The sequence below is a fragment of the Candidatus Marivariicella sp. genome (assembly GCF_983056325.1).
In genome coordinates, this window is record NZ_CEZOWA010000016.1 from 39,431 (window position 1) to 52,058 (window position 12,628).

The window sequence follows — 12,628 nt, forward strand, 5'->3', positions numbered from 1 at the left end:
ATTATTTTTTTTTGATTTGTGCCATTAATTCTCCTTGGGTTGCTAAATAACCATTTACGTATGTGAAACCACGCATGTGACAAATTCCCCTTCTAATTGGAGTGATTAATTCTAATTTGAAAATCATTGTATCTCCAGGATGAACTGTTCTTTTAAATTTTACTTTATCAATTTTCATGAAAAGAGTGATATAATTTTCAGGATCGGGAACTGTATTTAATATTAGCACCCCCCCTGCCTGTGCCATAGCTTCAATCTGAAGAACACCTGGCATAACTGGGGCTCCAGGGAAATGACCGTCAAAGAACTTCTCATTCATAGTTACATTCTTTAATGCAATTACATGATTTTCAGAAAGTTCAAAAATTTTATCTACCAATAAAAATGGTGGTCTGTGGGGTAAAATTTTCATTATTTCAACAGTATCTAATAATGGCTTATTATTTATATCTACATGCGGAATATTATTACGTTTTTCTGACTTAATAAGATTACTTAATATTTTACCAAAGGAAGTATTAACCTTATGTCCTGGCTTGTCAGCAATAACTCTGCCTCTTATTCTCATTCTAACCAATGCAAGATCTCCAACTACATCTAGAAGTTTATGTCTAGCTGCTTCATTCGAATAGTGTAAAGTTAAATTGTCTAGAATACCGTTAGGCTTAACACTTAACTTATCTTTTTTAAAAGCTTTTTTCAACTTCTCCATTGTTGCTTTTGAAGGAGGTGTGTCAACATAAACGATAGCATTGTTCAAATCTCCACCCTTAATCAAACCATGCTCTAATAATGCTTCTAACTCATGAAGAAAACTAAAAGTTCTGGCTGAAGATATTTCATCCTTGAATTTACTCAAAGTTTCAAGAGTTGCATTCTGAGTTCCTAATACTTTAGTCCCAAAATCTACCATTGTGGTGACTTGATATTCATCTGAAGGAATAATAGTTATCTCACTTCCAGATTCTTTGTCTTTGTAATTAATAGTTTCACTAACAACATACTCTTCTCGAAGAGATTCTTGTTCATGTATTCCTGCATTTTCGAGTGCTTCTATGAAAAATTTTGACGAACCATCCATAATTGGTGGTTCGGAACTATTCATTTCTATAAAACAATTATCAATATCTAATCCAACCAAAGCAGCTAAAACGTGTTCAGAAGTTTGGATTTTAATCCCATTCCTTTCAATGTTAGTTCCCCGATCTGTATTCACAACAAAATTAACATCAGCAGAAATTTGATTATTTCCTTTTATATCACTTCTGATAAATACGAATCCAGTATCTTCAGGTGCTGGCAAAAAAGATAATTTTACTTTAGCTCCAGTGTGAAGACCAACTCCTTGAAGAAAAACAGGCTTTTCTATAGTTTTCTGGAGAACAGTTTTTAAAATCATGATTGCAAAATTAGCAAAAAACAATGGATTGTTTTTTAAGTTAATATAAAATCATTTAATCAAAAATTAAAATGGTTTTAATCATACTCAATAATAAAGAATTAAATGTAATTTTAAAATGGTATAAATTAATTGTAAATAATGAAGGTGTTCAATGTTTTATGGGTTGATGACGAAATAGATTTTCTAAAGCCTCATATTTTATTTCTTAAGGATAAAAACTATCAAGTACATACTTGTAATAACGGTCTTGACGCAATTAAACTAGTTAAAAATAGTAGCTTCGATGTTGTTTTACTAGATGAAAATATGCCAGGATTAAGTGGTCTAGAAACACTTGATGGAATAAAAAAACATACCTCCGAATTACCAATAATTATGATTACAAAAAATGAAGCTGATCAGATCATGGATGAGGCTATAGGGGGAAAAATATCTGATTATTTGATTAAACCAGTCAATCCAAATCAAATACTAGTTGCTCTAAAAAAAATACTTAATAAAAAATCTTTAATTGAAGAAAAGGTAATTAAATTATATCAGCAAGAGTATAAAATTATCTCTGATTCGTTACCTGAGATAGATTCAGCTGAAGGATGGGTGTCTTTGTATAATAAATTGACCTATTGGGAACTAGAGCTCGAAGGATTAAATGACCAAGTTATGTTTGATGTTTTTAAAAATCAAATGAAAGAAGCGAATACTTGTTTTACCAATTTTATAAAATTTAACTATTCTAACTGGGTAAATAATAAAACAATAGCTCCGTTATTATCAAATAATATTTTTGAAAAAAAAGTTTTACCTTTTATTAATGAAAATCAACCCTGTATTCTTTTACTAATTGATAACTTAAGATTAGACCAGTGGAGAATTATAAGTCCATTAATTCAAGATTACTATGATCTAAAAAATGATGAATGCTACTTTAGTATGTTACCTACTACAACTCAATATTCAAGAAATGCGATTTTTTCAGGTTTAACCTCTAAAGAAATGCAAAAACAATTTCCGAAATTATGGAAAAACGATAATGAAGAGGGTGGAAAAAATCTTTTTGAATCTGATTTTTTGGAATCACAATTAAAAAGATTAAATAAAAATATAAAGTTTAGTTATGATAAAATAACTTCTATTGATCAAGGAAAGAAATTAATTAAAAATTTAAATAGATATAAATCTAAAAATCTGTCTGTAATCGTTTATAATTTTGTTGATATGATATCTCATGCTAAAACTGAAATGGAAATAATTAAAGAATTAGCTCCAACCAATAAGGCTTATAGATCATTAACTCTTTCGTGGTTTAAAAATTCACCACTTTTGGAATTTATAAAATCTTCCAGTAAAGAGGGGTTTAGATTAATTGTAACGACCGATCATGGTACAATTAATGTTCAAAAACCTATAGAAATACAAGGGAAAAAAGAATCTAGCCCTAATCTGAGATATAAAACTGGGAGAAGTATGAGTTATGACAAAAAGAAAGTTATTGAAGTTAAAGATTTAAATGAATATCAATTACCCAAGTCTTACATGGATAGTTCATTTATTTTTGCAAAAAATGATGACTATTTAATTTATAAAAACAACTTTAATCATTATGCTAACCGATACAATAATACTTTTCAGCACGGTGGAGTTTCAATGGAAGAAATGATAATACCATTTGCAACTTTTTTACCCAAAAAGTAATTTTAGATTAATGGAAATATACTATACACTCAAAGAAATTGATAGCGTTGCAAAAAAAATTTGTGATTCTCTAGATCACCCAATTGTTGCTTTTAACGGAGCAATGGGGTCAGGAAAAACTACTTTGATTAAGTCAATATGTAAATACCTAAAGTTTAAGGAAAATATTTCAAGCCCAACATTTTCTATAGTAAATACTTATAAAAACTCTTCCAATGAAATTATTCATCATTTTGATTTTTACAGACTTAAATCATTTGTTGAAGCTTTAGACATAGGGGTTGATGAATATCTGGATTCAGGAAATAGATGTTTCATGGAGTGGTCTGAGAAAATTTCACCCCTTCTTAATTATCCTATTAATAAATTAAAAATTGATATTATAACTGATTTTGAACGTAAAATACAACTATATTAAAATGAGTTTCATAAAACGATTAGGGTACTATTTATTTGGAGTCTCAATTGGTATAATAATACTATCATTCATTTTTAGCGGAAAAAAAACTAGCTGTAATTATAGTCCAGAGGCAAGAGTTAAGAGCCAACTTCTTAAAAAGAAAATTACTATTTCTAATTCTATTACTGAAAACAATACTATTTCAATTGAATCTATTAAGGGCTTCATAAAAAAATCAAATATAAATTTCTCTTTGAGTAACACAAAAAAAGATTCGTGTAAAACATATATTTTAAATGGATATTTGTCCAAGAAATATTCTACAATAGAAGTTGAAAATTGTTTAAAAACTATTACAATACTTAAAATAGATCCTTAGTTTTTTCTTCTTTTTAATTCTGCTGATATCAAATTCAACTCTCTATTAGATTGTCCAGAAACTGAAGTATTTTCATTTGCTCTTCTAATTAAATATGGAACGACCTCTTTCACAGGTCCATAAGGCAAATATTTTAGTGTTCTATATCCAATTTTAGATAAGGAAAAGGTAATATTATCACTCATTCCATATAATTGTCCAAATGAAAGATTTGGATGATTTACATTGATAGACCTTTCTTCAGCAAAGTCAATAGCTTTATTGATGCTACACTCATTATGAGTACCTAAAAACATACAAAAACGATCCAAATTATTAAACATAAACTCTACAGCACTATTATACTGAGAATCTGTTTTTTCTTTTGATTCACAAATTGGACTAGGATAATTATTTTTAAGTGCTCTCTCTCTTTCCATCTCCATATAAGCTCCTCTTACAAGCTTAATCCCAACTTTAAAATTATTTTTTAAAGATTTATCATTTAACTCTTTTAGAAATTCATATCTATCATTTCTATACATTTGAACTGTATTAAAAACAACAGCTTTTTCTTTATTAAACTCCAGCATCATTTCTGTAACTAATTCATCAATTGCTGGTTGAATCCAGCTTTCTTCAGCATCTACAAAAACGCTTACACCAAAAGATTTAGCTTCATTAAAAATTATTCTAAAACGACCTACAACCCTTTTCCAAGCCTCAGACTCTTTATTAGTAAAAGTTGCTTTATTACTCTTTTTTTCAAATAAAATTGATGAACCAATACCAGTAGGCTTAAATACAGAAAAAGGTAATGATGAATTGGTTTTAGATATTTTTAATGTTTCTAATGTCGATTTTAAACATTTATCATAATCTTTTTCAGAGTTTGCACCCTCAACAGAATAATGAAGATAGGATTTAACATTTTTTGTGGCTAATAAATTTACAATTTTTACTGAATCATTTTCATCAATGCCTGCACAAAATTGATCAAAAATAGTATATCTAATTATTTTATCTATGGGAAGTTTTAACTTGACTGAAACCAGGATTAGGTACTTACCTATAGATACCAAAAAAGGATATGATATTAGTTTGAAAAGAAAGTAAGCACGCTTTAATTCCAAATTATTTTTTAAAGAAAAAGCAGTTTCAGTATTTTTAAAACGCATTTTTTTATTTCAAATTTAATAGAAATTATAATATAGAAACACGAAATATAATCTTATTCCAACATAAAACTTTATTTTTGATTAATGAAGGAAATTATAGCAAGGAGCTACTCTGTTCAATTTAGTCAAAAAGGATTTGATAAGCTTTATGAGTTAATTCAAAAAAATAACTATTCTTCTCTATTTGTGATTGTTGATTCTAACACAAAAAAATATTGTTTACCCATCTTTAAAAAAGCGATATTAACTGAAACTCATATAATTTCGATTTACCCAGGGGAAGAGTATAAAACAATAGAAACATGTCAAAAAACATGGCAACTACTATCAGATAAGGGCGCCGATAGAAAAAGTTTGATAATAAATCTAGGTGGTGGAGTAATAACTGATATGGGGGGATTTATTGCTTCAACTTTTAAAAGAGGGATTGACTTTATTAATATACCAACCACCTTACTTTCGATGGTTGATGCTTCAATTGGTGGGAAAACAGGAATAGATTTTGGCAATATAAAAAATCAAATAGGACTCATTGTGGATCCTAAACTAGTTATAATTGATTCTCGTTTTTTAAAAACCCTGCCAAAAAGAGAATACAAAAGTGGTTATTCTGAAATGTTAAAGCACGGATTGATTAATGATAAAAATTATTGGAATAGTCTTTTAAATATTAATGAAAATACTAAAAACATATTACCCCTTATTTATAATTCAATCAATATTAAAAATGAAATAGTTTTAAAAGATCCATTTGAAAATAATGAAAGAAAAATTTTAAATTTTGGTCATACGATTGGACATGCAATTGAATCTTATTTTTTAGAAGCAAATCATTTAAAAAAGCTAACTCATGGTGAGTCAATTGCAATAGGAATGGTTATTGAGGCATCTATGTCTATTGAAAAATGTTCTTTAAAACAATCTGAAGCAGATGAAATAAAACGTGTTTTTAGGTCAATTTTTACAACTGTCACGATTGACAAATTAGATCAAGAAAAAATAATTTCTCTATTGAAGTTTGATAAAAAAAATAGTCATGGTAATGTAAATTTTGTTTTATTAAATTCAATCGGCAATCCAAAAATTGACCAAGCTGTGACTAGTGAGCAAATTAAGTCTGGATTTAAATATTATTATTCTTAAGCTGAATTTCTACTAGCATTAATATTTCCAAATAATGACCTCGTAACAATTTTTTCATAAACATTCAAAAGCTCAGAACTTAAATGTTTTCTTTTTTTATTTTTCTGAATTTGAATTAATGCAAATTGTTGTATTGTAATTAGAGGCTGCACAATAGACTCCCGAATCTCAATGGAGGCTTTCCCAGCTTTTTCATTTTGCATTAATGACTTAAAACCAGTTAGCTCAAGAATCATTTTTTCGCTTAGCTTAAACTCATTGTAAATAATATTCCAAAACTCACCATACTCTTCATCGCCTGAAAGGTAAGATGTTAACTCGAAAAATGATTTTGTTAAGCTCATCATACTGTTTGCAATCAAAGTTCGAAAAAAAGAACTATTATTATACAAGGTCTTAACTTTGTCGAAAATATTTTTAGTTTTAAAATGATTTAGAGCGGTGCCGACCCCAAAAAATCCAGGTACATTTTGTTTTGACTGACTCCAACTTCCAACAAAAGGAATGGCTCTCAAATCATCCAAGGAAAGCTCTTTAGTTATTCCTCTTTTTGAAGGTCGACTTCCTATATTTGTTTTTGAATAATATGGAAGTGTTGTCATATTTTCTAAGTATTTTAAAAACTTTGGATGCGATTTAAATTTCTCATAAGCTTCATAGCTTAAATCAGCTAATGAGTTTAATGTATTTTTATCGTCAATATTGAAATTACTAGATTTTTTTGCAAATATTTGATTCTTAATCCCAGAGCTTAAAAGCTGCTCTAAATTAAATTGGGAAGAATCCAAAGTTCCAAAATTTGAACTTATTGTTTGACCTTGAATAGTTAACTGAATTTCATCTGCTTGAATTGTATCTCCTAAAGAGTTGTAAAATTCATGAGTTCTTCCTCCGCCTCGAGCTGGAGGTCCTCCCCTCCCATCAAAAAACACAATAGAAATATTATATTTAATTCCTAATCTACTGAGTTCTTCTTTTGCCTTATATATACTCCAGTTAGCCATAAAATATCCTCCGTCTTTGGTTCCATCCGAAAATCCCAACATTATTGTCTGTTTAACTCCCCTTGTTTTTAAATGAGCCAAATATGTCTTATTTAGAAATAAAGATTCTATTATTTTTGAAGAGTTTTTTAAATCTGATATTGTCTCGAATAAAGGAATAATATCGACCTTGGGTTTGTTCCAACCACTTAACCTCATAAGGGCAAAAACTTGAAGAATTGATTCTAAGCTACCACAATTACTTATTATGTATCGATTACAACCCATTTCACCGTTAGATGATTGAATTTCTTTCATCACACGAATACTATGAAGAGTTTCATTAGTATTTTTATTTTTAAAAATTGAGGGACTAAGATTACTTTTAATTCTTGTTAGTAATTTACATTTTGATTCGGAATCAAGATCTGAGTATTTAATTGAAGTTGGATCAAATAATTTTTTTACCTGATGATGACTCATAATATCATTGAAAACTAAATTGTGTATACTTGAATCTTGACGTAAATCAAGACTTGCAAAATAAAAACCGAATAATTTAACTTTATGAATTAAATCAAGAACTAAATCTCCATATAATCCATCGTAATTTTCACAAACTATTTTATAAATATGATTTAATTCATCTGTTAAATATTGAACAGATAGATCATTTTTTTTGGGATTGATTAAACAATTATATATTGAATTTTCTAAATCTTCAACTTTAAAAAAAACTTCTTTAAAAGTAAGTTTACGTTTCAAGGATCTTAATGATCTGTAATAATTACGTAAAATTGAATGTTTTAATTTATTTGCAGTTTTAAGAGTAATATCAGGGGTTACATATGGGTTTCCATCTCTATCACCACCAGGCCAGAATCCAAAATCAAAAATTGAATTTTTTAGATTATTTTTTCCATCAAAAATATTTTCATTTAAATAATTAACTATGCTTCCTGCCGAATAGTAGAATATATTTTCTAAATACCAAATTAGACTCTTTGCTTCATCATAAGGAGATGGTTTTTTACTTTTATAAAAAGGGGTTCTTCCGAGTTGATTTAGTAACTTTTTAGTATCCCCTAGCGAATCCTTACTAATTGAAGAAGAGAGATCATTAATAATTCCAAGAACACTATCTGGATAGAATTGAGTTGGATGAGCAGTGAGAACTATTCTGACTCTAAAATTGTTTAAATAATCCTTTAATTTAAGAACGTTGTTGGTGCTTACAACCTCTTCTTTAATGTACCGTAAAGTACCTCTTCCGTGCATGTTATTCACATATGAAAACCCGGCATCTTCAATTGCATCGAATAAAACAATTTGTCTTTCAATGTATTTGATAAAGTTAAACATTAGATCATTCTGATCATCAATAGAATAGTCTGGAATGATTTTTTCAAAAAAGGAATTAAATATTTGATCTGGATTATCTCCATTTTTATAACCCTCACTACAAAAGTTTTTAAATAGAGGAAGCAATAATGATGTTTTTTCTATACTATCAAATGGTAATGTTAAAAACAAACTGTTGTAAACCTGATATTTTGAATTAACAATTTCGTTAAATCTGTCAATTTTTGGCTTTCTAGCCATAGAAATATTTATAGATTATTAAATATAGAATGCATCAGTCTTTTTTTATCATTTATACTTTCTTCAAGAGAAATCATAGACTCTGTTCTACTAATTCCATCAATATCATCAATTAAAAAAATTATCTCTTTCGCATGACTTGTATCTCTTGCCCTTAATTTACAAAATATATTAAACTTACCTGTAGTGATATGGGCTACAGTGATATAAGGAATAGAATTAAGCTCATTAATTATTGTTTTAGTCTTTTGTGTTTTAGCAAGAAAAATTCCAACATATGCAATAAAGGAATATCCCAACTTTTGATAATCTATATTTAATGATGAACCCTTTATAATCCCAATTTCTTCCATTTTTTTTACTCGGACATGAACTGTACCTGGAGAAATAAGAAGTTGTTTTGCAATGTCAGTAAAAGGTATACGAGTATTTTCAATTAAAATATCAAGAATTTGCCTATCAATTTGATCAGTTTTTGGAATATTATTCATTTTGTAGGAAATTCATCATTATCATTCATATTTTAGTAAAAATAAAAATATTTAAACAATTTATAATAAAATTGATAAATATTTAAAATATAAATTAAAAAATTATCAATTTATAAATGACTTAAATTGATCTAGAGGTTTTTGTTTATCAAAAACAATTTTATTTTTAATTCCAATAGAATTAGCATCAATTATATTATGAGATAATCCCTTCCAAGAATCTGAATACTCAATCATGTAAGGAATAAACTCAATTTTATAGCTAATCAAAATTTCTTTAAAATTCACTACTAGTTCCTGATTATTATATACTTTACCATTATCACTTATACATACCCCGGTAATTAATAAATCTGAGTAATTCATCCTGTTTTCTGGAATATTCAAGTATTGATCTACCTTGTAATTATTATAATCTTCATTAGAAATGACTTTGATTGCATCAATTAAAGATTTTAAAATAAATTTTGCAGTAAGATTTCTGAAGTAATCATTTTGAAAATGTCCTGCCTCAATTAAAATAGTCGGAACTCCAAGACTTGAAAACCTGTCTCCAAAACAGTTTATGTTATAAGAGTCATCATATCGTCCAATTTGATCAGGAAGCTCAGTTTGAAGCTCTTTATAGATTGCTGCTATGATTTTCATAGAAATTTCCCTAGAAGGAGAAATAGACCCCTTAGGATCCCCTGAAGGAGCTAAAAAAGAAATTGTTGCTGGTAAACCCGTTTTACCTGTAGCATAAATAGTTCTTTGATCATGAAGATTAAAACAAAAATCAGGCTTAAACTCATTAAAAACAAAAGATAAAGCTTGACTTTCAGATTGAGTTAAATCAATAGCATCCCTGTTTAAATCAATATTATTTGCATTGTATCTCGTATATCTTGCAGCTCCATCAGGATTAAGCTGTGGAATTATTCTAATAGTTAGTTTATTTAAAAGTCCCTGATGAGCCTTGTTTTCAAGGAGTTCTAGTAATTGACAAAGCGCCTTGGTGGTGGTGCTTTCATTTCCATGCATTTGAGACCAAAGTAAAATTTTTATAGGACCATTTCCTCTATTGAGTAAATAAATAGGTCTCTTTTCCTTACTATATCCGATAACTGATAAATCATTTAAGTTTTTTAAGCCCTTTAAAAATGAATTTAATTTATCTGGATCAAGGTAGCGATCAATAAATTTTTCTTTGACTGACATTACTTTTCAAAGGTAACTCAATGAATGTTAATTTTTGTAAACAGATAATATTACACACGTAAACAAAAAAAACTCGAACGGTTACTTTTGGTAAACAAAAAAAAATATTAATTATTAAGTACTTTATTTTCAATAGTTTATATTGAATATTTAAACAATAGATATAATTATTTAGCCTGTTTTTATATTGTTTATTTTATTGTATCTTTATAAATAATATAAAAATATTTTACTGTTTACAATGTTAAACTATAAGGAAATAACAATGCGAATAGAAAATCTTATTCAATCCAATGAATTAACAGCTTCTGGTTTTGCCGAAAAAATAGGAGTCCAAAGATCTTCAATATCTCACATTATCTCAGGAAGAAACAAACCCAGTTTAGAGTTTTTAATCAAAATCACTGAAGTTTTTCCAGAAACCTCTCTCTTAGAGCTTGTTTATGGAGGTGATTCTAATATTTCATCTTCTAATGTAGCCAAAACGGATTCAAACGCCTTAAATGACTCTAAAAAGGATAATTCACAATTAGAGATTGGATTGAGTGATCCACAGGTTCAAAAAAAAGAAAAGTCCTTAGTAATGCTTTATTCCGATGGAACTTTTGAGAAATATAACCTCAAGAGTTAGTACTTTTACACGTATGAGATTACTTTTTTATTGTATAATATTATTTACTACTGCTTCTTGTTATTCACCCAACAGGGATTGTCTTCCTTTTCATAACGGAACATTTGAATTTAAGACTATCGTTAATACTAGCCTTGAAACTTCACGGTTTATTAGAAACGACACACTCGAAATAGAGTTTTATCAAGGAAAAGTTGACTCTGCTTCGATTCGATGGGTGAATGACTGTGAGTGTATTTTAACAAAAATACACCCAAAAACTAATCAAGACAAAAGACCAATAAGAATGCGGATTTTAACTACAAAAAAAGATAGTTACCTCTTTGAATACTCGTTAGTTGGAGATTTGAAAAATACGCAAAGAGGTGAAATAACCAAAGTAGATTAAAGTGAAATTTATTTTTTATATGGAATAAAAACTGCTAAAACAATTAATACAATTTGCAAAAGCTTTTCATGCTCAATCCCAGAATGGCCTCTAGAATATGTCCTTCCGTTACTGTAAATAGACACAACTCCAAAAGGCACATTATTTTTAATAAATATTCATCAATCATATTAAATGTTTTATCATCTATTTAAGTATAACCAACCAATTTTTGGGAGCGATCCATCTCCTAACTCTAACTTATAATAATAAGTACCTTCTGGTAAGTCATTTGAATCATTAAAAACTTCTCTTCCATTTGAAGCCCCATTCCATTCATTATTATAATTATTCATTTTATATACGATATTCCCCCAACGATTATAAATTTCCAACTTATTATTAGGATAATTATCTATACATCCAATAACGAAATTGTCATTAACTCCATCTCCATTTGGAGAAAATTCACTATAAACTATTAGACATACTCCTAAATTTGTTTCTGTTGGATCATCATTGGTGTTTCCATCTAGATCATCTCCATCATCACTAGAATCAGTGACAATTACAGAATTAACTGTTGTCCCTGTGACAATTACACTATTACTAACTCCTCCTGCATTTATAGCTTCTTGTGTAATATCAAAATCTGCCATATAGGTAGCATTCTCTCCAACCATCAACATACCTTCGACACTACCCATATCTGAACTGATAAAATAAGGTTCTGTAGTAAGGGTTAGCGAATTACCATTTGAATTTAAAAACACATCTACTAAAGTGATATTTGTTAAGCCTACACTCCCCGTGTTTTCAACAACTATTGTGTAATATATTGTATCTCCTAAACCTGTTCCTGTAATATTGGCAATTTTTGTAACACTTATTTCTGCATTACATCCAGCTATAGAGGTAATAGGTAAAGTAATATCTGCTGTATTATAATCGCATGGATTTGAAGGGTCCGTTGGTATTTCTCCATCTAGTGGTGTTAATTCATCACCATTAGTAACCCCATCGCCATCACAATCAGCTAATAAATAAGCACCTGTTTGAGTTAAAGTAATATCCGATGTATTATAATCGCATGGATTTGAAGGGTCCGTTGGTATTTCTCCATCTAGTGGTGTTAATTCATCACCATTAGTAACCCCATCGCCATCACAATCGGCTAATAA

Annotated in this window: 12 protein-coding genes; 6 read left to right on the forward strand and 6 right to left on the reverse strand. The window is 28.7% G+C overall.

Features of this window, described 5'->3' with window-relative positions:
- Position 1: 1 nt before the first annotated feature.
- Positions 2 to 1,399 carry a bifunctional UDP-3-O-[3-hydroxymyristoyl] N-acetylglucosamine deacetylase/3-hydroxyacyl-ACP dehydratase gene (locus AC3ATN_RS06445; protein WP_487532445.1) on the reverse strand — a complete coding sequence of 466 codons (1,398 nt, stop codon included), beginning with the start codon at positions 1,397 to 1,399 and terminating at the stop codon, positions 2 to 4.
- Positions 1,400 to 1,540: 141 nt separating this feature from the next.
- On the opposite strand from AC3ATN_RS06445, the gene porX reads away from it, so the two are divergent.
- From porX to AC3ATN_RS06460, 3 genes are read left to right on the forward strand one after another with little or no spacing between them, the layout of a single operon-like run.
- A complete protein-coding gene (gene porX / locus AC3ATN_RS06450) occupies positions 1,541 to 3,094 on the forward strand; it encodes a T9SS response regulator signal transducer PorX (protein ID WP_487532446.1) in 1,554 nt (517 codons plus the stop codon).
- Positions 3,095 to 3,104: 10 nt separating this feature from the next.
- Complete coding sequence (gene tsaE, locus AC3ATN_RS06455) at positions 3,105 to 3,512, forward strand: tRNA (adenosine(37)-N6)-threonylcarbamoyltransferase complex ATPase subunit type 1 TsaE (protein ID WP_487532447.1); 408 nt, start codon at positions 3,105 to 3,107, stop codon at positions 3,510 to 3,512.
- Position 3,513: 1 nt separating this feature from the next.
- Entirely contained in the window at positions 3,514 to 3,873 is a 360-nt protein-coding gene (locus tag AC3ATN_RS06460) for a hypothetical protein (protein WP_487532448.1), read from the forward strand.
- Here AC3ATN_RS06460 and AC3ATN_RS06465 read toward each other — a convergent pair.
- Positions 3,870 to 5,030 (reverse strand): proline dehydrogenase family protein, encoded by a 1,161-nt coding sequence (locus tag AC3ATN_RS06465; protein WP_487532449.1) that lies wholly within the window; start codon positions 5,028 to 5,030, stop codon positions 3,870 to 3,872. The two genes, AC3ATN_RS06460 and AC3ATN_RS06465, sit on opposite strands and share 4 nt — an antisense overlap.
- 84 nt (positions 5,031 to 5,114) lie before the next feature.
- On the opposite strand from AC3ATN_RS06465, the gene aroB reads away from it, so the two are divergent.
- Complete coding sequence (aroB, locus tag AC3ATN_RS06470; RefSeq protein WP_487532450.1) at positions 5,115 to 6,173, forward strand: 3-dehydroquinate synthase; 1,059 nt, start codon at positions 5,115 to 5,117, stop codon at positions 6,171 to 6,173.
- Here the strand turns inward: aroB and AC3ATN_RS06475 are convergent.
- The 3 genes from AC3ATN_RS06475 to AC3ATN_RS06485 all read right to left on the reverse strand — a co-directional run bounded on the left by AC3ATN_RS06475 (position 6,170) and on the right by AC3ATN_RS06485 (position 10,449).
- Entirely contained in the window at positions 6,170 to 8,758 is a 2,589-nt protein-coding gene (locus AC3ATN_RS06475; RefSeq protein ID WP_487532451.1) for a phosphoenolpyruvate carboxylase, read from the reverse strand. The two genes, aroB and AC3ATN_RS06475, sit on opposite strands and share 4 nt — an antisense overlap.
- Positions 8,759 to 8,766: 8 nt before the next feature.
- Positions 8,767 to 9,249, reverse strand: a complete 483-nt coding sequence (locus AC3ATN_RS06480; protein ID WP_487532452.1) for an Lrp/AsnC family transcriptional regulator — start codon at positions 9,247 to 9,249, stop codon at positions 8,767 to 8,769.
- A 105-nt stretch (positions 9,250 to 9,354) separates the two neighbouring features.
- A complete protein-coding gene (locus AC3ATN_RS06485) occupies positions 9,355 to 10,449 on the reverse strand; it encodes a DUF2817 domain-containing protein (protein WP_487532453.1) in 1,095 nt (364 codons plus the stop codon).
- A 265-nt stretch (positions 10,450 to 10,714) separates the two neighbouring features.
- Here AC3ATN_RS06485 and AC3ATN_RS06490 point away from each other — a divergent pair, with 265 nt between their 5' ends.
- Both AC3ATN_RS06490 and AC3ATN_RS06495 read left to right on the forward strand, forming a co-directional pair.
- Positions 10,715 to 11,080 (forward strand): helix-turn-helix domain-containing protein, encoded by a 366-nt coding sequence (locus AC3ATN_RS06490; RefSeq protein ID WP_487532454.1) that lies wholly within the window; start codon positions 10,715 to 10,717, stop codon positions 11,078 to 11,080.
- A gap of 13 nt (positions 11,081 to 11,093) precedes the next feature.
- Complete coding sequence (locus AC3ATN_RS06495) at positions 11,094 to 11,468, forward strand: DNA topoisomerase IV (RefSeq protein ID WP_487532455.1); 375 nt, start codon at positions 11,094 to 11,096, stop codon at positions 11,466 to 11,468.
- A gap of 182 nt (positions 11,469 to 11,650) precedes the next feature.
- Here AC3ATN_RS06495 and AC3ATN_RS06500 read toward each other — a convergent pair.
- Positions 11,651 to 12,628, reverse strand: a 978-nt coding sequence (locus tag AC3ATN_RS06500) for a T9SS type B sorting domain-containing protein (RefSeq protein WP_487532456.1), incomplete at its 5' end; no start/stop codon positions are given.

What these genes read in the sequence shown, in the direction of transcription:
- AC3ATN_RS06445 (WP_487532445.1), bottom strand. Translation starts at nt 1,399, where the DNA reads ATGATTTTAAAAACTGTTCTCCAGAAAACTATAGAAAAGCCTGTTTTT.
- AC3ATN_RS06465 (WP_487532449.1), bottom strand. Translation starts at nt 5,030, where the DNA reads ATGCGTTTTAAAAATACTGAAACTGCTTTTTCTTTAAAAAATAATTTG.
- aroB (WP_487532450.1), top strand. Translation starts at nt 5,115, where the DNA reads ATGAAGGAAATTATAGCAAGGAGCTACTCTGTTCAATTTAGTCAAAAA.
- AC3ATN_RS06495 (WP_487532455.1), top strand. Translation starts at nt 11,094, where the DNA reads ATGAGATTACTTTTTTATTGTATAATATTATTTACTACTGCTTCTTGT.
- AC3ATN_RS06485 (WP_487532453.1), bottom strand. Translation starts at nt 10,449, where the DNA reads ATGTCAGTCAAAGAAAAATTTATTGATCGCTACCTTGATCCAGATAAA.
- AC3ATN_RS06460 (WP_487532448.1), top strand. Translation starts at nt 3,514, where the DNA reads ATGAGTTTCATAAAACGATTAGGGTACTATTTATTTGGAGTCTCAATT.
- porX (WP_487532446.1), top strand. Translation starts at nt 1,541, where the DNA reads ATGAAGGTGTTCAATGTTTTATGGGTTGATGACGAAATAGATTTTCTA.
- AC3ATN_RS06475 (WP_487532451.1), bottom strand. Translation starts at nt 8,758, where the DNA reads ATGGCTAGAAAGCCAAAAATTGACAGATTTAACGAAATTGTTAATTCA.
- AC3ATN_RS06480 (WP_487532452.1), bottom strand. Translation starts at nt 9,249, where the DNA reads ATGAATAATATTCCAAAAACTGATCAAATTGATAGGCAAATTCTTGAT.
- AC3ATN_RS06490 (WP_487532454.1), top strand. Translation starts at nt 10,715, where the DNA reads ATGCGAATAGAAAATCTTATTCAATCCAATGAATTAACAGCTTCTGGT.
- tsaE (WP_487532447.1), top strand. Translation starts at nt 3,105, where the DNA reads ATGGAAATATACTATACACTCAAAGAAATTGATAGCGTTGCAAAAAAA.